The 20,835-nt window shown below is 41.8% G+C and carries 15 protein-coding genes and 1 pseudogene; 8 read left to right on the top strand and 8 right to left on the bottom strand.

Going from position 1 to position 20,835, the window contains the following annotated elements:
- The first annotated feature begins 357 nt into the window (after positions 1–357).
- A complete protein-coding gene (locus tag AC19MX_RS17795) occupies positions 358–1,305 on the top strand; it encodes an alpha/beta fold hydrolase (protein WP_498299317.1) in 948 nt (315 codons plus the stop codon).
- 43 nt (positions 1,306–1,348) lie between these two features.
- Positions 1,349–3,379 carry a TonB-dependent receptor gene (locus AC19MX_RS17790; protein ID WP_432403843.1) on the top strand — a complete coding sequence of 677 codons (2,031 nt, stop codon included), beginning with the start codon at positions 1,349–1,351 and terminating at the stop codon, positions 3,377–3,379.
- Positions 3,380–3,477: 98 nt separating this feature from the next.
- Here the strand turns inward: AC19MX_RS17790 and AC19MX_RS17785 are convergent.
- Positions 3,478–3,668, bottom strand: a pseudogene (locus AC19MX_RS17785) (IS66 family transposase); the annotation flags it as partial.
- A 769-nt stretch (positions 3,669–4,437) separates the two neighbouring features.
- Positions 4,438–5,466, bottom strand: coding sequence for a beta-N-acetylhexosaminidase (gene nagZ / locus AC19MX_RS17780; protein ID WP_432403845.1), 1,029 nt, complete (start codon positions 5,464–5,466; stop codon positions 4,438–4,440).
- A 220-nt stretch (positions 5,467–5,686) separates the two neighbouring features.
- Between nagZ and AC19MX_RS17775 the strand changes: the two genes are divergently transcribed.
- Complete coding sequence (locus AC19MX_RS17775) at positions 5,687–7,063, top strand: L-serine ammonia-lyase (RefSeq protein ID WP_432403847.1); 1,377 nt, start codon at positions 5,687–5,689, stop codon at positions 7,061–7,063.
- A 150-nt stretch (positions 7,064–7,213) separates the two neighbouring features.
- Here the strand turns inward: AC19MX_RS17775 and AC19MX_RS17770 are convergent, their stop codons facing one another.
- Complete coding sequence (locus AC19MX_RS17770; protein ID WP_432403849.1) at positions 7,214–8,827, bottom strand: methyl-accepting chemotaxis protein; 1,614 nt, start codon at positions 8,825–8,827, stop codon at positions 7,214–7,216.
- A 529-nt stretch (positions 8,828–9,356) separates the two neighbouring features.
- On the opposite strand from AC19MX_RS17770, the gene AC19MX_RS17765 reads away from it, so the two are divergent.
- Both AC19MX_RS17765 and AC19MX_RS17760 read left to right on the top strand, forming a co-directional pair.
- The gene (locus AC19MX_RS17765; RefSeq protein ID WP_432403851.1) at positions 9,357–10,103 is read left to right on the top strand and encodes an HAD-IIA family hydrolase; all 747 of its coding nucleotides are present in this window, start codon (positions 9,357–9,359) and stop codon (positions 10,101–10,103) included.
- 139 nt (positions 10,104–10,242) lie between these two features.
- Positions 10,243–11,895: a M28 family metallopeptidase gene (locus AC19MX_RS17760; RefSeq protein WP_432403854.1), complete on the top strand. Its 1,653-nt coding sequence runs from the start codon at positions 10,243–10,245 to the stop codon at positions 11,893–11,895.
- A 207-nt stretch (positions 11,896–12,102) separates the two neighbouring features.
- Here AC19MX_RS17760 and AC19MX_RS17755 read toward each other — a convergent pair whose 3' ends face one another.
- Complete coding sequence (locus AC19MX_RS17755) at positions 12,103–12,504, bottom strand: ACT domain-containing protein (protein WP_432403856.1); 402 nt, start codon at positions 12,502–12,504, stop codon at positions 12,103–12,105.
- 509 nt (positions 12,505–13,013) lie between these two features.
- Here AC19MX_RS17755 and asnB point away from each other — a divergent pair.
- Positions 13,014–14,678: an asparagine synthase B gene (asnB, locus tag AC19MX_RS17750; RefSeq protein WP_432403858.1), complete on the top strand. Its 1,665-nt coding sequence runs from the start codon at positions 13,014–13,016 to the stop codon at positions 14,676–14,678.
- An 87-nt stretch (positions 14,679–14,765) separates the two neighbouring features.
- On the top strand, positions 14,766–15,269 hold the full coding sequence (locus tag AC19MX_RS17745) for a GNAT family N-acetyltransferase (RefSeq protein ID WP_432403860.1): 504 nt from the start codon (positions 14,766–14,768) through the stop codon (positions 15,267–15,269).
- Between the two features lie 44 nt (positions 15,270–15,313).
- Here the strand turns inward: AC19MX_RS17745 and AC19MX_RS17740 are convergent, their stop codons facing one another.
- From AC19MX_RS17740 to AC19MX_RS17725, 4 genes are all read right to left on the bottom strand, one after another.
- Complete coding sequence (locus AC19MX_RS17740) at positions 15,314–15,511, bottom strand: DUF1289 domain-containing protein (RefSeq protein ID WP_432403862.1); 198 nt, start codon at positions 15,509–15,511, stop codon at positions 15,314–15,316.
- On the bottom strand, positions 15,492–15,842 hold the full coding sequence (locus AC19MX_RS17735) for a VOC family protein (RefSeq protein ID WP_432403864.1): 351 nt from the start codon (positions 15,840–15,842) through the stop codon (positions 15,492–15,494). The genes AC19MX_RS17740 and AC19MX_RS17735 overlap by 20 nt, the downstream gene beginning before the upstream one ends.
- A 97-nt stretch (positions 15,843–15,939) precedes the next feature.
- Positions 15,940–16,638 (bottom strand): DUF445 domain-containing protein, encoded by a 699-nt coding sequence (locus tag AC19MX_RS17730; RefSeq protein ID WP_432403866.1) that lies wholly within the window; start codon positions 16,636–16,638, stop codon positions 15,940–15,942.
- A 161-nt stretch (positions 16,639–16,799) separates the two neighbouring features.
- The gene (locus AC19MX_RS17725; RefSeq protein ID WP_432403868.1) at positions 16,800–17,183 is read right to left on the bottom strand and encodes a GNAT family N-acetyltransferase; all 384 of its coding nucleotides are present in this window, start codon (positions 17,181–17,183) and stop codon (positions 16,800–16,802) included.
- 369 nt (positions 17,184–17,552) lie between these two features.
- Here AC19MX_RS17725 and AC19MX_RS17720 point away from each other — a divergent pair, with 369 nt between their 5' ends.
- Entirely contained in the window at positions 17,553–20,825 is a 3,273-nt protein-coding gene (locus AC19MX_RS17720; RefSeq protein ID WP_432403873.1) for a DUF748 domain-containing protein, read from the top strand.
- The last annotated feature ends 10 nt before the right edge of the window (positions 20,826–20,835 follow it).

Genomic DNA, 20,835 nt, shown 5'->3' with positions numbered 1-20,835 from the left:
ATCCCTTGTTGTAATGTTTATTTAATCAAGATACGGCGTTAATTGACAAACCAGCAGCGCTATTACGCAATGTGTCACTAATGACTGATAACTTATTGACATATTGTTCAGTAGTCAATATTTTTATTTGATAAACTTATGGTTTGGCGCTATAAATATGATTCAACATCTATTTAAAAACACGATAAATGTGGATTAGTCATTGTTTTAAAGGTGTTAAACCTGTTTTTAATTTTGTTTTTCATTTTAATGTCGAAGTGTTCACTAGTAATTTGATTTGTTCGAACTTAATTAATACATAGAGGAAATATGAAAATAACAATTATGTTGTCTTTTTTGATCTCGATAGCAGGTTTTGTGAGTATTTCTGGTTGTGATAACAATCAGGGCACACTGACATTACAACAAGTTAACGAGCCAAAGAGCTATTTGGGTTATTCATCAAACACTGTAATGATAAATGGACTTAGGTTTCATTATGTTGAGTCAGGTTCAGGCCCTGTAATAATACTCTTGCATGGTTTTCCATATTTCGGTGAAACGTGGGATCCATTACTAAAACCATTAAGCAAACGATTTCATGTAGTTGCACCAGACAATCGAGGCTATGGTTTTACTGAAAAACCACCCGAAATAAATGATTATAAAATCGAGTGTTTAGTGAGCGATGTTGTTGAATTAATTAAATATGTAGCAGATGATAGACCCGTTATTATCATTGGTCATGATTGGGGAGGCGTTTTAGCTTGGTCAGTGGCTCAGCAACATCCTGCACTCGTCGATAAACTTATCGTTATTAATGCACCACCATATAATGTCATGTTAAATATGCTGTCAAACAGTGATTCACAAAGGGCTGCATCTGGATATATCAGTAAAATGACAAGTTGGGTTGGAAAACTCTACTTTTATATTAAAGGACCTGAATTAATGTGGGGCGAGGCACTGGCTAAACTGCATGAACAAGGTGTGTTAAGTGATGAATTTAAGCGTGCATTCTTATCGGCATGGAGTCAGGCAGGTGCTGCAGAAGCAGCGATTAATTGGTATAAAGCCAATATTCCTAATTTTGATGATATTAATGAAAAGAGTTATTGGCCGAGTAAAGCTGCCCGGGTCACTGTTCCCAGTTTATTAATTTGGTCGAAAGATGACAAAGCGTTTTCTAACGACACATTTCGAGAAATACCTCGTTTTGTCGATAATCTACAGATAAAAGTAATCAATACAAGCAGTCATACACCCTTTTTAGATCACACAAACCAAGTTATTGATTATATTGGGCAATTTATTAGTACGCAATAAGTATCATTTTAAAACCTTGAGCAAATGAAGATTAGGAATACCTGTGAAACTAAAAATAATTACATTTTCGCTTCTACTTGCTAATGGCGCTGTATTAGCAAACACCTCAAATGAATCTATTGAACAAATAACAGTAACAGCTACTGCAACAGAGAGTCCGTTACTCTCTGTTGCAAGTAATTTGGCGGTAATCAATGCCGAAGAATTAGGTTTTATTGAACATGAACACATTAATCAAGCTTTTTCACGCGTAGCTGGCGGTTGGATTAGCCGCGGAAATGGACAAGAGCATTTAACGGCGATCCGCTCCCCCGTATTAACGGGAGCAGGAGGCTGTGGGGCATTTGTCATAGCACAAGATGGTATTTCAGTTCGAGCTCCAGGCTTTTGTAATGCAAATCAGTTATTTGATGTGAATAGTGAACAAGCTGCACGCATTGAGGTACTCCGAGGGCCATCAAGTACTTTATTTGGCACAAATGCTGTTCATGGTGTTATTAACATCATTACTCCTAATCCAATAGATCAAGCAACAAACTCCATAGGAATTGGCATTGGTCCCCACGATTATTTGAATAATCATATAAGCGTAACACGTTTAATGGATGACCACGCCATCATGTTTTTTGGCAATACTAGCCAAGATGGTGGTTATAAAAATGACAGTGGTTATGAACAACAAAAAGCGACGGCAATACATCAATATCGAACACATAAACTCGATGTTAAAAGCGTTATCGCTGTTACAAATTTAAATCAAGAAACGGCAGGATTAGTTGCCGGATTTGAAGCTTATAAAGATCACAGTTTAAGACAAGTTAATCCAAATCCAGAAGCGTTTCGAGACAGTAAATCGGTGCGAGCATATAGCAAAGTAGATATACAGGTTGATCAAAATACAAACTACAGTATTACTCCATATGTTCGTTGGACCGATATGGCCTTTTTGCAACATTATTTGCCTTGGAAACCATTAGAAGAAAATGATCAACTGGGACTTGGGTTAAAAACAAATATGGTAAAAAAATTTGGCGATGCGCAATGGCATTTAGGTGCAGATATAGATCTTACAGCAGGCGACTTAACAGAAACCCAAGCTGCAGACTTTTCACCTACAACCCCCACTGGAGTTCATTATAATTACACCGTAGATGCAAAGATTTTAGCCTTATACAGCCAACTTAATTGGGCTTGGTCATCGAAAGGCTCACTCTCTGCAGGGGTTCGATTAGAACAAACTAAGTATAATTATAAAAATCATTTATCCGATGGTGATATTTGCAATGTTAATGTCACTAAATGTAGATTCACTCGACCTAAAGATCAAAATGTTACATTTGCTGAACCAGCATATCAGTTAAGCAGCCAATATTTACTTGGTGATAAACATAGTATTTACTCCACTTATTCAATAGGTTATAGAGCACCTCAAGCTACAGAGTTATTTCGGTTGCAAGCAGGGCAACAAATCGCGGACTTAGAACCTGAGCAAATCAGCTCCTTTGAAATTGGATTACGAGGGCAATATTCAGATATTTACTACGATATAACCGCGTTTACGATGCAAAAAGATAATTTTATATTTCAAGATACTAATCGACAGAATATCAGTGATGGCAAAACGTCACACAATGGCTTTGAATTAAGTCTTAATTATCAATTACCGTATAGATTATACCTAAATGCTAATGGTACTTTGGCAAACCACAAATATAATTCAACACTGAATCTAAGTCATAATGATATCAAAGGAAATGAAATAGACACTGCACCACAGCACATGGGGAGTGTGCAGTTAGGATGGAACAGTGATCAAGGGTCAAGAGTTGAACTTGAATGGATTCACTTAGGTAATTATTTCTTGAACCCTGAGAATACCTCTGAATATGAAGGTCATAATTTATTGAACTTGAGAATGAATACTGACATCCATAGGAATTTAACATTTAGTGCACGTATATTAAATTTAACTAATCAAAACTATGCAGAAAGAGCGGATTTTAGTTTTAATCAATACTCGTATTTTATCGGAGAACCCCGTTCTTTATTTTTTTCGTTAAAATATACTTTCTAGTGTAATCGACTAGCTAACTGCACCGATTGTTTAAAGTCAGATGTAACAGGCTGCCAATGTCCGGCTTGAGTTGACACTGTTCATCAAGGTAAGTGATGTTTAAGCTTGCTTAGAATAGGCAGACTAACCTCTTGTCTAGCGACGTACTTTCATCACTGCTTTACACTTTTACCCGTGGCTCAACACCGTACAACTTTTGGATAAGGCTTAGTATCACATCAACTCTACCGGTTATATTTTTCCTTTGTAGTTTTTTCTCGTCGATAAATTTACGACGAGTATGAGCCCATGACAGCATGAAGGTAGACCAACTCAGACGGCTAAGCAGAACAGTCAATTAAGCTTGTCTCTTTTTTGGTATGATCTTAATATCATTAAAGATAATCAACCACGCAGCCAGGCACAGCATTGGCAAAGTTGAATTAGGCTTGTACTCAACCAGTAAAGCACGCTAATTATAGTAAGTGATGATAGAGATTTTATGTAGTTGGCAAAATTCGATAGTAGTGCCACTAAACAAGCTACGTTGCTGAAGTAGCATCTGCCACTGAGTAGTGGTTCTGTAAGTTTTCATCACCAGCTCCAAATTGCTCATTGAGCAGGTATTATTAGAGAAACATAACATCAGTATTAGGTTTACTTCGTTAGACGTTTACATGCATGTGATGAATATGCTTTCTTAATAAAACGACGTTGTTCTTACCAAATAAAAACCTCTGAAAAGTCTAATGGAATCACTACCACCTAGCTTGAATAAAACTTCTGAACATCGAAGGTGCTTTTATTTCAATCAATGTTACGGGTTACCAAGTTAACATTGCAGATCACATTAGTAAGCAAGGTCGAGATTACTTTTTGCCCCTAAAAGTAATTAAAGCAACAGACATAACACAGTAGAAAAGCATTTTCAGAGACACTGAAAACCGCTTTTCGGTTTAAACTAGCTAAAGCAAAACAGGGTCGTATCGAAGCGCGATTTTACCCTGTATTGAATGCCGAATAATTCAAAATAAATGATCACCATGGCCGCAATGACAAATACTTGAATACCCTAATAATTACATTAGCGATTTTATGAAATTATTTATTTCCAACATGAGCACTTGCGCCGCTTGAATGCGGGATTGCTGCTCTAGAGCATGGCACACTTGCGCAGGCTGACTTTTAAGCGCCAATGCCGTATGCAGCGGCTCATCTGCTGGCCAAACAAAATCAGTCAGTAATGCATTAACGCCTGTCGGGTCGTTACACACTAAAATCATGTCACATCCCGCCTCTAAAGCCGCTTTAGCACGTCCTTGATAGTTACCCGCAAAGCTCGCGCCCTTCATGCCTAAATCATCAGAAAATATCACCCCGTCAAACGCCAATTGTTGACGTAATACCGTTTGTAACCAGTATGCTGAAAACCCAGCAGGATTAGGGTCAATAGCTGAATACACTACGTGCGCGGGCATCACTCCTTGCAACTGTTTTTGGCCAATCAGTTGCTTAAATGGCACCATATCAAATGCGTCAATCACATCTTTAGTGCGAGGGTCTACTGGCATTGCAATGTGCGAATCGGCAGCAACACTGCCGTGTCCAGGAAAATGCTTACCTACTGCTGCCATACCCGCTTCGTTCATGCCGATAATAAACTGCTCAGCTAGCGCACTGACGTGTGCAGGGTTAGGACTAAAACTGCGTTTACCAATCACTTCACTTATACCGTTTACATCTAAGACCGGTGCAAAACTTAAATCAATATCGCACGCAAGTAGCTCTATCGCCATTAAAAAGCCACATTCTTTCGCCCATTGTTTTGCTAATGTTAAATCCATGTTCGCAGCGGGTAAAATATCACCCATCGCAGGAATTAAACTAAAACCTTCACGAAAACGCTGTACCCGGCCACCTTCGTGGTCTACGGCAATTAACAATTCTGGCCGAATGCGGCGAACTTGCTTAACTAGCTCAATTAGCTGGTTTTTATTTTCAAAATTGCGTGTAAATAAAATTATCCCACCCACTTTTGGGTGTTGTAACTGCTCGGTTTCCAGATTTGATACTGTTAAACCGGCTAAATCCATCATTAAATAGCTCAAACTGTTCCCCTAATCGTATCGTCAACGTCTAAATATTGCGGTTATTGTGCATGATAAGACAAGCTAATGTGAAAATTATGCATAAAAAAATCTAATGAACTGTCATTCATCAAACTGTGGGATACTCTGCTCACAAAAGAGATAAACCGCCAAGTTGATATAAGGCGATTATACTCACTAATAACGAAAACAATAAACGACTCAGCAAGGGTTACACAAGATGATTAGTGTATTTGACATGTTCAAAATTGGTATTGGTCCTTCAAGCTCCCACACGATGGGCCCGATGAAGGCTGGTAAAATTTTTATTCAACATGTAGCAGACAACAATTTATTGGATCAAACCGATGAATTACAAGCCGAATTGTTTGGTTCTTTAGGTCAAACAGGCAAAGGCCACGGTACCGGTAAAGCGGTCATTTTAGGCTTAATGGGTGAAGATCCTGAAACCGTTGACACCGATGGGGTTGATGCCATTTTAGACGCGGTCTCAAAAAACCAACAACTCACTCTGGCCGATGGTCGTTTAGTTAAGTTTACCCGTGATGATGGCGTCACTTACCACAGACGTAAAACCTTACCTGCGCATGCAAACGCCATGACGTTATACGCGCTATCAAAAGGCGAATGCATTTATAAGCGCACCTATTACTCTGTAGGCGGCGGCTTTATTCTTGATGAAGATGAAATTACCCAACGTAATGCCTCACCTGCCACACCGATTGAACAAGCCCCCTACGACTTCAACAGTGCTTTGCATTTATTGCAACTGTGCTGCGATAACGGTTTAAGCATTTCATCGTTAATGATGTCTAACGAAATGAGCATCGCCAGCGAAGAAGACATTAAACAAGGTTTGTGGAAAATTTGGCAAACCATGAAAAGCTGCGTAGAGCGCGGTTATCAAAAAGAAGGTATTTTGCCTGGCGGCTTAAAGCTACGTCGTCGTGCCCCTGCACTTTATCGCCGCCTAAAAGCCGAAGGTCGTAATAATACTGATCCGCTAACCGCAATGGATTGGGTTGATTTATTTGCCTTGTCGGTTAACGAGCAAAATGCCGCGGGCGACCGCGTTGTTACCGCACCAACAAACGGTGCTGCGGGCATTATCCCTGCGGTATTGTGTTACTACGATATGTTTGTGCAAGAAGTCGACATTGATGTCTGTAGCCGTTACTTACTCACGGCAGCTGCAATTGGTATTTTATACAAGAAAAATGCCTCTATCTCTGGCGCTGAAGTAGGCTGTCAGGGTGAAGTAGGCGTAGCTTGCTCGATGGCAGCAGGTGCATTAACCGAAATTATGGGCGGTACGGTTGAGCACGTCGAAAACGCCGCCGAAATCGGCATGGAACATAACCTTGGGTTAACTTGCGATCCTGTTGGCGGCCTCGTACAAGTGCCGTGTATTGAACGTAATGCGATGGGCGCGGTGAAAGCCATTAATGCCTCACGCATGGCACTGCGCGGCGACGGTAATCACAAGGTGTCGTTAGACAAAGTCATCAAAACCATGATGGACACCGGTAAAGATATGCGCAGCAAATACAAAGAAACTGCCAAAGGTGGTTTAGCGGTTAACATCGTTGAATGTTAAGCCTGATTAGCGGTTAATTACTTACCATTAACCATTAACCACATCAACACAATAAAAAATGCCTGTTATCGCTAACAGGCATTTTTGTATCATTTTATCAATCAAATCAATAACCACATATAGTGATCGTATGGTGGATTAAACCATTAACTAATGCGTTTTAAATTGACCAATTTGTCCACGCAGTTGCTGCGATAACTCATCTACTTGCACGCTGGCACTGTAAGATTGCTGCGCGTTGTTCGCCGTTAATCCTGCTTCGTCGCTGATATTAACAATATTACGATTAATCTCATCCGTCACTGCGGTTTGTTCTTCAGCGGCAGTAGCAATTTGAGTCGCCATATTCGATATAGTCGCAACCGATTCAGTAATTTTACTGAGTGCCTCACCCGCTTGCGCGGCTTGTTCTGTGCTCTTAAATGCTTGCTGACGACTTGAATCCATTACGGTCACCGCATCTTTCACACCGTTTTGTAACTGACCAATCATTTGCTGAATTTGATTGGTCGAATCTTGCGTGCGTTTTGACAATGTTCGTACTTCATCCGCCACTACCGCAAAGCCTCGGCCATGCTCACCCGCACGTGCAGCTTCAATCGCGGCGTTAAGAGCCAGTAAGTTGGTTTGGTCAGAAATACTGCGGATAACATCTAAAATACTGCCAATATTATCGGTATCTTTTTCAAGCTGATGTAACGCGGTGGCTGCGTGCTCAACGCCATTGGCTAATGCTTCAATTGAGGTAATCGTAAGCTGAACCACTTTATCACCCTGCACCGCTTGGGTATCAGAGTCCTTGGCTGCTTGGGCGGCTAATTCGGCATTGTTCGCCACTTCTATCACGGTGGCTTGCATTTGATTCATCGCTGTTGCTACTTGCTCGGTCTCACTTTGTAGACGCTGCATACCGGCTAAGGTTTCATTGCTTGAAGAGGTTAACTGCACGCTTGCCGTGCCCAATTGTTGACTATTGTCATTAAAGTCAGTAATTAACTCGCGTATTTGGCGTACAAACAGGTTAAAGCTACGTGCCACTTTGGCAATTTCAGTATTGCCGCTGTCATCCAATTTGACCGTTAAATCTTTTGCACCAGAGGCGATATTGCGCATCGAATCATCTAATATTCTCAAAGGGTTAACAATCGCGCGGTAAAGCAGCAATAAAATAATGGTCAGAAACACGCCGAGGCCAATATTACCCCACAATTGCACGCTGGCAGCAGATTGCGTGGCGAATAAGGTCTCTTTCACCGCGGCATCAAATTTACCATCAATTTCATCAGCCAATAAATCTAAATCATCAGCAAGGTTCGATGACACTTCATCAAATCCACCCGCCCCTTTCATAAGCTGATTACCCGCTTCAGTACCTTGAGTTAAATAAGCATCAGCCATATTAACGCCAGAGGCATGCAAATCATTGACCTTGCGTTTAATCTCTTGCGCTCTTTGACTCACCTCTGGCGCAACAGCAATCAATAAATCAAGCTTTTCGAGTGCGCCGTTTAGGCTTTCTAATGCTTCCGCTTTAGCTTCATCGCTCTTGGTGGCGCCAACATCGGTTAAAAATTGCTGAATTTGCACCACAAAATAACGCGTGTCTTTAAGCGCGAAAATAGCATTAACCTGCGCCTCTTCGTGCACGACACCTTCATGAATATGGGTTTGTTGAATATTACTGACCGAAATCAAAATCACTAAAGCCAACAAGGAAAGCGTGATTGTGATTTGGAGCATTTTTTTGATAGATAAATCAAACATTATTGAGGCACCTGTATCGGAATAAGTAGATCCTGTTTATAGGATAACGCTCGGTATATTGACTGTCATTAAGTGTAAATCAATTATATGCACTACATCTTATAAACATAGAAAATGCATTATACAGACAGTCCAAAACCCTTAAAAACCTATAATCCCTCACAAATTTATAACATCATCATACTTTAGCCTGAAGCACATAGAAATGGCTTTGCTGTTTTTTGCGTTATTTTGTCGCTTGAAAGACCCACTGAGTGTGCTAGGAACGCTTTAGGAAGGAGGTCCGAAATGAAAAAGGTAACCTAACGATCTAGCTAAAGGTGTGACTGCACGACAGGAGGTATATGTGTTAGCACAATGAAAGTAATAATTAACATAACCATCACTCTTATTTATCCCTTCAAATAACCTTCATTTAACGAATAGTGCTGTTAATTCAATACCTGCATTTTTTGCATTTAATCGTTGTTTTCTAGTCTGAATTAGCATTAGATGTAAGTAGGTTGTATTTGAAGGAAGAAATGAAAGAATGAAAAATATTATATGTGATATTGATGGTGTGTTACTGCACGACAACAAGTTAATCCCTGGTAGTGATAAATTTATTCACCGCATCTTAGAGCAAGGCAATCCGCTGGTTATTCTCACCAATTATCCTGTACAAACCGGTAAAGATTTACAAAACCGTCTGGGTGCGGCGGGCATTAATGTACCCGAAACCTGCTTTTATACCTCGGCAATGGCAACGGCGGATTTTCTTAAACACCAAACCGGCACCAAGGCCTATGTGATTGGTGAAGGCGCCCTCACCCACGAGTTGTACAACGCAGGCTTTACGATTACCGACATTAACCCTGATTTTGTTATTGTGGGCGAAACGCGCTCATACAACTGGGAAATGATCCATAAAGCGTCACGTTTTGTGGCGGGCGGTGCACGATTTATTGCCACCAATCCAGATACACATGGCCCAGCATTTAGCCCCGCGTGTGGCGCATTGTGTGCTGCTATTGAACGTATAACAGGCAAAATGCCCTTTTACGTGGGCAAGCCAAGCTCATGGATTATTCGCTCCGCACTGAACCACATTCAAGGCCATTCTGAAAATACCATTATTATTGGTGACAATATGCGCACCGATATTTTAGCGGGCTTTCAAGCAGGGCTTGAAACTATTTTAGTCACCAGTGGCGTGAGCCAAATGAGCGACATCGATAAAGAACCGTTTAGACCAAACCATGTGTTTGCCTGCGCCGGTGATATTGACGTGGTGTAAGGCCACACATTTAACGATTACATTAAGCCATTACATTTACATTAGGTAACACATTATCAAGCCAGAGCCCTTGTCATAGCGCGCTGGCTTGATTCATTATGCTGGTCCGAAATAATAAAAACGATAATCAGGATAGAGCATGAAACGACTGTTTCCTCTTTGCGCCGTAGCGCTGCTCAGTGCATGTAATGGTGGTGAGTCAACCACCCCACCACAAGATACCCCAACAAAAACAACTCAAGTGAGCTTTGACGAGCAGCGCTTTAGAACCGATATCGAAACCTTATCATCAGACAAATTTGAAGGCCGTGCGCCCACGACCCACGGTGAAAAACTCACCCTTGACTATCTGTCTGCCGCTTTTACTAAAATGGGTCTTACCTGTGCAAATAATGGCAGCTTTTTACAGCCTGTGCCGATGGTGAGTTACACCGCGAGCGAACAACAAAAGGTTAATTTAGCGGGTATAGCAATGCAATATCGCCAAGATATTGTGCTGGGCAGTCGCCACGACAACCAACAAGTCAGTATCAAGGATGCCCCATTGGTGTTTGTGGGTTATGGCATTAATGCACCTGAGTACGAGTGGAACGATTATCAAGACATCGATATGCAAGGAAAAATAGCCATTATATTGGTTAATGATCCCGGTTTTGCGCATCCTAATGATAAAAAGTTTAACGGCAATGCCATGACGTATTACGGCCGTTGGAGCTACAAATTTGAAGAAGCCAGCCGTCAAGGTGCGCTGGGCGCGATTATTATCCACGACACCAAACCCGCATCCTACCCTTGGTCGGTGGTTGAAAATAGCTGGACAGGTGCGCAACAAGATTTAGTGCTGAACAAAACTGAACAAGACAAACGAGTACAAGTTGAAGGTTGGATAACCTTAGACAGTGCCAACAACTTGTTTAACAAAGCGGGTTTATCATTACCCTCGTTAATGGACCGCGCGGCAGACAGCGCATTAAACGTTGATTTAGCCCAAAATGCCTCTATCGAATTTACCAATAAAGCGGACTATGCCGACAGTTATAATGTCGTGGCTACCTTACCTGGTACTAGCCAGGTTAATGAGCATATTCTGTTTACCGCCCACTGGGATCATATTGGTACCGATGACAGTAAAGAAGGCGACAAAATCTACAATGGCGCCCTAGATAATGCCTCAGGCACAGCGGGCATATTAGAAATAGCGCGTCAATTTGCCGAGCAAGCTAAAGCGGGGAATGGCCTTAAACGCTCATTAACCTTTATTGCTACCACGGGTGAAGAGCAAGGCTTACTCGGTTCTCGCTACTACGCAGCCAATCCGCTTTATCCTATCGATAAAACGGTTGCAGTGTTTAACCTCGACAGTACCAATGTGTATGGCAAAACCAAAGATTACACCATTGTCGGCAAAGGCCAGTCCGAGTTAGAAGTGTATTTAGATAAGGCTGCGGCAAGTCAAAACCGGGTCACCACTGGTGAAAGCAATCCAGCCTCTGGCGGTTTTTTCCGCTCAGATCATTTCAGTTTTGCCAAGTTAGGCGTTCCAGCCGTATTTGCCGGTGGCGGCGCAGAGCCGCTTGATGAAGCAACCGCGAAATATAAAGCGCTAATGAGTGAGCAAATGAAAGGCTGTTATCACAACGTATGCGATCATTACCATGCAGATTGGGATTTATCTGGTGCATTGCAAGATTTGGGCGTGTACTACCAAGCAGCTGCTGAGTTAGGTAACAATCAAGATTGGCCTGGCTACTTTGCCGGTTCTGAATTTAATCAATTACGTCCTGCAGATTAGCGCAGCACCACCGAATTCCTTCCCCCCAGCAAGGATTGGCCCATCATGTATTTGATGGGCTTTTTTTATTCGTATTTGGCTAGTATTTGGCTAGTATTTGGCTAGTATTTGGCTAGTATTTGGCTATTATTTTGCTAGTAACCATCTGTGCCATTAATCTTTGTGTCATGTAAGCGTTGTGTGAGCCAAGCCGCTGGATAAACGTGACTACAGGTTGCTAAATTCATTTAGGGCTTCGATGGCTAAAGCCGCCTTTTCGGTTTGCACAAAAATATGGTCATGATAATAAGCGGCAATGACATTGGCACTGATGCCTTTTTCGGTGAGTTTATTAGCCACAGCTGCCGTTAAACCAACGGCATCAAGACTAGAGTGTACCGTTAAGGTAATGCCTTTAAACACTGACTCAAAAGACAAGCCACCCTCTAGCGCTGCCGTTTTGGTTAATACTAACGTCAACCCTTCTGATTCGCGAAAGGTCGCCAGTGGCGATAAGCGTTGATAATCACCATATTGGCCGCCCGGCACTGAGCAAAAAACGTATTCATCATCTAACAATACCGGTGACATTGATGAGAGTAATGTCGTTAAATTTGTTTCACCTACCATTCTTTCTCCTTCAATAAGTTTTCGTTATAAAATGATGTTATTCATCAGGTTCGGCTGAGTGAGCAAAAAAAGTGATCATATCGAGTATTAAAACACATCACTCGTTAGATATGATTGGCTACCTGTGAGTGAATAGAAGCCCCATTATCGCGCATCTGCATGTCCCGTAGGCGCTATTATGGCCATGTTAATGCCGTAAAATGACCATTAAGCCCCACTTTTGCTCAAATAAACATCAAGCGCACAGCATTAGTGCAATTATGGCTTTTAGTGGGATTTGATTATGAAATCTTAAAAAAAATAGCCATTATCGCGATAAAAATAAAGATACTGCAGATAAATAGCAATTTCACAAAACATTACTCAAACAAAAAGATATTTAAAAGAGATAAAACCATTAAAAACACCATATTTATGATGTTATCTCAAAAAATTGACTTGGCAGTTAACAAAAATACTGGCAAAGTAGAAAACAGATAAAGATTAGCTAACGCTGCTGGAGCCGTATTATGTGTTCAATATTTTCAATTTTAGACATCAAAACTGATGCAAGTAAACTTCGCCAGGTGGCGTTAGAAATGTCAAAGCTACTGCGTCACCGCGGTCCAGATTGGTCTGGCATCTATGCTGATGACAAAGCCATTTTAGCGCATGAACGTTTATCGATTGTTGACGTTGACCACGGAGCGCAACCGCTTATCAGTCTTGATGGCAACATAGTATTAGCCGTAAACGGTGAAATTTATAACCACAAGCAGTTAAAAGCTCAGCTAGGTGACAAATACCAGTATCAAACCAACTCAGATTGCGAAGTGATTTTGTCACTTTACCAAGAATACGGTTGTGACTTTTTAGACAAACTGAACGGTATCTTCGCATTCGTACTGTATGACAAAGCCAAAGGCACTTACTTAATCGGTCGCGACCACATGGGTATTATCCCACTTTACACCGGTCTTGATGCGTCTGGTAACTTCTACGTTGCCTCTGAAATGAAAGCATTAATGCCAGTATGTAAAACTGTTGCTGAGTTTTATCCAGGACAGTATCTATATTCTGCCGACGGTAAACCAACTCAGTATTATCATCGTGACTGGCGCGATTTTGACGCCGTTAAAGATAACCCAGCTAGCATTGAAGAATTACGTGACGCATTAGAAGCGGCGGTGAAACGCCAATTAATGTCGGATGTTCCTTACGGAGTATTATTGTCTGGTGGCCTAGATTCATCAGTGATTTCAGCCATTACCCAAACATATGCAAAACACCGTATTGAAAACGATGGAGAAACAGGCGCATGGTGGCCACAACTGCATTCATTTGCAGTAGGGTTAGCAGAATCTCCTGATTTGGTTGCGGCGCAAAAAGTGGCCGATGCTATTGGCACTATTCATCACCCAATTGTGTACACCTTCCAAGAAGGCTTAGATGCGATTAAAGAAGTGATTTATCACCTAGAAACATACGACGTCACCACTATTCGTGCCGCTACGCCAATGTACTTAATGGCACGTAAAATTAAAGCTATGGGCATTAAAATGGTGTTGTCTGGCGAAGGTGCTGACGAACTATTTGGTGGCTACTTGTATTTCCATAAAGCGCCTAACGCCCAAGCGTTTCATGAAGAATTAGTGCGCAAACTTGATAAGTTACACTTATTTGATTGCCTGCGTGCTAACAAAGCCATGGCAGCATGGGGACTAGAAGCACGCGTACCTTTCTTAGATAAAGAGTTTATTGATGTAGCAATGCGCATTAACCCTGAAGCGAAGATGTCTAAAGACGGTCGCATCGAGAAGCACATTTTACGCCAGGCATTTGAGCACAAATTGCCTAAAGAAGTGGTGTGGCGTCAAAAAGAGCAATTCAGTGATGGTGTGGGATATTCGTGGATTGACGGCTTAAAAGCTCACGCGGCAGCCAACGTTGATGACGTGCAATTTGCTAACGCTAAATTCCGTTTCCCGTACAACACGCCAGAGTCAAAAGAAGCGTACTTCTATCGCAGCTTCTTTGAAGAGTTCTTCCCACTAACCAGTGCAGCAGAAACGGTACCAGGTGGCAAAACAGTGGCCTGCTCTACACCAGAAGCGCTATTGTGGGATGCAAGCTTACAAGGCATTAACGACCCATCGGGCCGTGCAGTGAAAAACGTTCACGCCAGCGCTTATTAATTGCAAGTCGCATAGCAAACACCACCTACCTAGGTGGTGTTTTTGTTTATACTAACCACTCAAAAGCACAAAAAGAGAATCCGATAGATGCCAGAAATCAGTATTTTTAATTTAGAAATGACCGACCGCAGTCAACTTAACGCTAAGCCGCAATCTAACGGTTTAACGTTAATCCAGACCAAGGTTAAACAATTTGAATTCAATCGATTTCTGTATCAGTTTGTCGGCGCGGCATGGGAATGGACCGATAAACTGGCGTGGACAGACAACCAATGGCAAGCCTATAGCGAAGCGGAAAACCTGCACTTGTATGTTGCTTATGTTGAGGGGGCACCAGCTGGTTATTTTGAATTACAGCAACAAGAAGCTGGCAATGTAGAAATAATGTATTTTGGCCTAGGAGAGCGGTTTATTGGTAAGGGCTTTGGTGGCGATTTACTCACACAAGCCATCGAACATGCGTGGGCATTACCCAATACTCAACGTGTTTGGGTGCATACGTGTTCGTTAGATCACCCCAGTGCATTACATAACTATCAAGCGCGTGGGTTTACGCTCTTTAGAACCGATATTGAACCGCAAACAAATTAGGCAATACAGGAAAAATAGGAAAAATAGGCTGGTGAAACCACAGATTAGCGATGTTTACTCGCAATTGCGCGTTGCTGCATAATGCCGAACAAGGCAGTTTTTTGTTGATCGTTCATCGAATGCCACGCTAGGATTTCATCTAACGAGCGATGGCAACCTAAACACACATCGTTGCTGTCTAAGCAACAATGGCGGACACAAGGTGTTTCAACTGTCGAGCGATTATTCTGACCATACGGCATATTCGTTACCATTTACGTCGGTGAAGTGAAAACGTCTACCTCCGGGGAAAGTAAAAACATCACGGCTGATAGCACCGCCCGCTTGAGTAATTGCAGTTTGTGTCGCCAGTAAATCTTGACTGTAAAGTACAATCAATGGGCTGCCTGTTGCTAATGTAAACTGGGTAGACGACTGGTAAAAACCGCCGTCAATACCCACTTGTAAAAAGCAACTGTAATCAGGACCGTAATCCTGAAACTGCCAACCAAACACTTGCTTAAAAAAGGCTTTAGTGGCCAACACATCTTTTACCGGTATTTCTAAATAATTAATTTTGTTGTGCTGGCTCATATTGACCTCAATTAAAGGTGTTAAACACACTGGCTATTAGATGATGAGCATAAAACGAGTCGATGATTAATGTGAGCAAAATGCCTTAAGTGACGTCTTACTGTATCAGTGCCGCTGCAGCACCAATAATGCCACCAAACACCCCGCCCCATACCACTAACCAACCGAGGTGGGTTTTAATCATATCTTGTATTATCTGCTTGACTAACTCTGGGGTTAGCTCGTTTAAGCGTTGCTCAACAATATTGGCGACCTTAGCTTGCATATCTGCCATGACACTCGGTTGTTCAAGCTCACTAACTAAAATAGCGTTAAATTGATCACTTTGCGCTAATTCGACCAAAGATAGCTTCATTTTTTCAATAAAGGGCTCTTTTAATGGGATAAGCGCTTCAGTGCCGCCAAACATTGCTAACATGCCACCAAACGATGACTTCTCAATCGTATCAACCAACGCATCAAAAGACGGCGCTAAATCAATTTTTTCAATCACGGGCGTTAAATCAATATGACTGGCACTGCTGCTCGTTAAAAAACGGTCAATGTTTTCTTGGGTAAAAAACTGCTGCATCATTAAATGTTGAATACCGGCTTTAAATTCTTCAAAACGTGATGGCACGACGCCAGAACCATATAACCCTGGGACTTTTTCAAACAGCATATGGATCGCTAACCAGTTAGTGATTGCGCCAGATAATGCAAATAAGCCTATGGTTAATACGATTTGCTGCTCTAAGCCGTAACCGACCAATACAAAAATGGCGGCTATTAAATTTGTCGCTACGCTCTTGTTCAATCTCTGTTCCTTAACATTATCCCGTCCCGATAATCGGCCACACCTTGAATGCAGTAACTATATAGAGGACACAAAAAAACCTCGGTCATTTTATCAGAAAATGGAACCGAGGTTTATAGCTTGTTATGAGTGGCCGTCAATAAACTGCAAACTAATAAAGCTTAAGCAGTACATTGTTCCTTTAACACCTGTTGCTCATAACGGTTGATCAATAACACCCCAGTGCTTTGTGCCAACTGTTCAGCCTTTTGGTGCATTTTATCAACAACATCTTGTTGTTGATATTCCGCTAACACAAACACGTCTTCTAAATACCAAACGGGGGCGAGTAATAAAGATGAAAATGATGGGTATAATTGCGTAAAGCCCACCATATGATCGTCTTTAATACACACAAAAATCATGGTGTCATTTTCAGCAAGACGATGCTTTAAAAAGGCATGGCAAGCAGCATAATCCTTAGGTTGATGAAATTGTTGGCGATACAAATCAAATAAGGCGCTCAGTGGTTCTAAATCGATGCTCGAAGCAAGACGAATTTGCATTTATCATCCTTGAAAATAGTCATCACAGCGAGATGAGTCGCTATTGATTAAGTTAATGAGTCATTATGCTACGCGCCGTTAACAACCCAGTGGTTTTATGCGCAAACAGACAATGAATGTGATCATGATTGTGATTGTGATTGTGAATCTAAATGTTAACAAAGCATTAGTTTGCTAAGCGAACAAAACATCATCACAATACGAATATAAAACCTATTAATTACATAAACTTAATTTAGATATTTAACAATCTAGCATCAATAAAGACCAAAGTAAATTAATCTGTTTCTACTGTAAAATAATCCCTAGTAACGAAATTTATTTGTTACTATAACTCACTGTGACCCTGCATTTATCAAGAAATCTCCTATGAAATCCTTTTTTGCTCAACTTCGCACAAGTTTTAAACGCCGTCCTCGCTATCAAAAATGGCTATTTTGGCTCGTAAGCGTGTATCTACTCTTGTGTGCCATTTTAGGCGGATTAATTCCTGCGGTTGCTAAACAACAACTGCCACAGCAATTAAGCGATATATTGGGTCGTCAGGTGACATTGCAAAACGTTGAAATTAATCCGTTTACGACAGAACTCACCGTCACAGGCTTTGCGATAAACGAACAAAAACAAGACACTCAGTTTGTCAGTTTTGAGCGCTTATATGCCAACTTACAAGTGTGGCAATCTATACGGTTAATGGGCCTGGTCCTCGAAGATGTCGTGCTTGAACAACCTAAAATTCAAGTTAGCCGCAGCCAAGATAGCCAGCAACATGATGTGTTTAACTTCACTGATATCATTGAACGTATTGCCAGTAATAGCAGCGCGCAGCAAGCAGAGCAACAACCTCAATCGGCAGAAATGTTGTCGATGCGCATGGCAAACATTCAACTCATTGACGGGACATTTACGTTAAACGATAAGGTCACTGACACTAAAATCAGCTACCCGAATATTCAACTAAAACTAAGCCAATTTGACAGCATTATGGCGGCTATTGATGATCAGCAAAACTTGGTTAATCAATTTAATATCGCCATTGAAGATCAATTCCAAGGGGCATTAAGCCTTCAAGGTCAGCTACAGCTGGCACCGCTCATGCTCCAGGGTGATATCAACGTTGCCAAAATCGATTTATCGCGTTACTGGTCTTTTATCGACCAATTGTTTGCCATCAATTTAGCCCAAGGCCAACTCAGCGTGAATGGACACTTTCGTGTTGCGCTGCAAAATGCCGAATTTGAGCCAATAAGCGACATTCACATTGCCAAAGCACGCGTGGTGATTGAAAACGTAAAAGCGGTACACCTACAAGATGAAAAAATCTCGATTGGCGTTCTGGCGTTAAATAACATCAATGTTGATACCCCAAAACAACAGGTCACCATTGATGAGTTTTACAGCGAAAATGGCAAAATCAACCTGAATATTACTCCCACAGGTGCAGATCTCGTTGCCTTGTTACTCCCAAAAAACACTGAGCTTGTGGTTAGCAGTGACGATGCAGCGATTGCAACAACAAACACAAATACAAAAACTGCCGAAACGGAAACCACAGCAACTGCAACTTCTGAGATTGAAAACCCAGAAACAAAAACCGCCGCTATTGATACTACAACTATTGAAACTGCAGCTACTGAAACGATAGCTATTGATACGACAGCGACTGAAACGATAGCTACAGAAACGCCAGACACTGCGGTGCAAATTGAATCCTCGGGCACAGACAGTCAAGGCAAGCCATGGCTCGTTACGCTCAACAAATTCAAGCTTGAACAGTACCAGGTAACATTAGGTGAAGGCATTGCTAGCGACAACATTATCATATGGCAACTCGGCCCGATTAATGTCAGTACCGGCAAAGTTATATCAGACTTTTCTAGCCCGATAGATTATCAATTCTCAACCGTGATTAACGAGCAGAGCCAATTGAGTTCCACTGGCCAAGTCGATGTATTGGCGCAAAGTATTGTTGCTGACATAGATTTTAGCAACATGATGTTGACGCGCTTGCAGCCGTATATCGCTCCTTATATTAACGTCACGTTAGAAGATGGGGTATTTTCAACGCAAGGAAAACTCATTGCAGACGCTAACGAAACCTTAATTTATCAAGGCAGTGCCAAAATTGAACAACTCGACATTACAGATAATATGCTTAAGCGGCCTTTATTAAATTGGGAAACCATGGCGATAAACCAACTGTCTTATGACCGTAAACAAGCCAAAATAGACATAGACGAGATTAACTTCGACGCCCTCTTCGCGCGTTTAATTATTTCAGCTGACCGAAGCACAAACATTAGCCAATTGATCCATGACAATGGCCCTGACCAAGCAGACGCGACTGCAAAGGATAGTTCGACGGAGCCAAAGTTAGCGGCTGCAAATGAAAACGCCAAACAAGAAACCACAACAGATACGCCTGAAATGCAGCTCAACATTAACAAAATTGGCGTTAAAGACAGTTCAGCCTTTTTCGCAGATAACTCGTTAACGCCCAATTTTGCTTCCGGCATCGAAATGCTCAATGGCGAAATCACTAATTTATCGTCTAACCCGCAAACCACTGCATCAGTCGACTTAGCCGGTAAAATAGATAAATATGCACCAGTGACTTTAAAGGGTGATGTCAATCCTCTGTTAGAACAACCGTATTTAGACTTAAACCTCAACTTCAAAAAAGTAGAGCTCACATCGGTTAACCCTTATTCGGGCACTTACGCTGGCTATTACATCGATAAAGGCCAGCTGTCGCTTGATTTAAACTATAAATTAAAAGACAACGTGCTTGTTGGCAGCAATCATCTGGTTATCGACCAGCTCAAACTGGGTAAACGCAGTAATAGCGACTTAGCAACCAGTTTACCGGTTAGCTTGGCAGTGGCATTGCTGCAAGACCGTCACGGAGTGATTGATTTAGGGGTAGATGTGTCTGGCGACATTAACTCACCCAGTTTTAGTTTTGGCAGTATTATTATAAATGCCATCGGTAACTTAATCACCAAGGCGGTAACCTCACCATTCTCATTTATTGCAGGGCTAGTTGGCGGTGAAGAAGCCATCGATAAAGTCGGCTTTGATTATGGTGTCAGCGCCATTGAGCATCAACAACAAGTCACCCTGGATAAATTGGCCAGCGCCTTAATCGAAAGACCGTTATTGAATCTTAATATTAAGGGTAGTGTTGATGTGGCTAACGACAAACCTGCGCTGGCAGAACTGAAATTACATAAAAAACTGGCTAAAACGGCTTCTATTAAGCTGCGTGCGCTGCCTAAACATTTATCGGCAAGCCAGTTCCCAGTGTCAGGCCCGCTAACCGATGCGCTTTATACATTAGTGGAACAAGAGTTAGGACAATTGCCAGACGACATTAAGCAGGCTTTATTAACAGAAGCCCCAGAGCTTAGCCCACAAGAGCTCACTACGCGCTGGCACATCGCGCTTTACAATATGTTAAAAAACAATCAAGACGTCAGCATTGATGATTTAGGTCTACTTGCTCAAGCACGCGCCAGAGCAGTGAAAGCCTATTTAGTCGAACAGGGCCAAATTGATGCTGGAAAAGTTTTTGTACTCGAAAGCCGTATAAACACCAATCAAACTGCGGCATCGGCGTTGTTAGAGCTACAAGCAAAATAACCCGAGCTTG

The organism is Shewanella sp. MF05956 (genome assembly GCF_059758055.1).
This window is presented reverse-complemented; position numbering and strand designations above follow the sequence as displayed.

Bases quoted from the DNA above. Each gene is read 5' to 3' on its own strand.
- AC19MX_RS17775 (WP_432403847.1), top strand. From the start codon at position 5,687: ATGATTAGTGTATTTGACATGTTCAAAATTGGTATTGGTCCTTCAAGC.
- AC19MX_RS17770 (WP_432403849.1), bottom strand. From the start codon at position 8,827: ATGTTTGATTTATCTATCAAAAAAATGCTCCAAATCACAATCACGCTT.
- AC19MX_RS17765 (WP_432403851.1), top strand. From the start codon at position 9,357: ATGAAAAATATTATATGTGATATTGATGGTGTGTTACTGCACGACAAC.
- AC19MX_RS17760 (WP_432403854.1), top strand. From the start codon at position 10,243: ATGAAACGACTGTTTCCTCTTTGCGCCGTAGCGCTGCTCAGTGCATGT.
- AC19MX_RS17755 (WP_432403856.1), bottom strand. From the start codon at position 12,504: ATGGTAGGTGAAACAAATTTAACGACATTACTCTCATCAATGTCACCG.
- asnB (WP_432403858.1), top strand. From the start codon at position 13,014: ATGTGTTCAATATTTTCAATTTTAGACATCAAAACTGATGCAAGTAAA.
- AC19MX_RS17745 (WP_432403860.1), top strand. From the start codon at position 14,766: ATGCCAGAAATCAGTATTTTTAATTTAGAAATGACCGACCGCAGTCAA.
- AC19MX_RS17740 (WP_432403862.1), bottom strand. From the start codon at position 15,511: ATGCCGTATGGTCAGAATAATCGCTCGACAGTTGAAACACCTTGTGTC.
- AC19MX_RS17735 (WP_432403864.1), bottom strand. From the start codon at position 15,842: ATGAGCCAGCACAACAAAATTAATTATTTAGAAATACCGGTAAAAGAT.
- AC19MX_RS17725 (WP_432403868.1), bottom strand. From the start codon at position 17,183: ATGCAAATTCGTCTTGCTTCGAGCATCGATTTAGAACCACTGAGCGCC.
- AC19MX_RS17720 (WP_432403873.1), top strand. From the start codon at position 17,553: ATGAAATCCTTTTTTGCTCAACTTCGCACAAGTTTTAAACGCCGTCCT.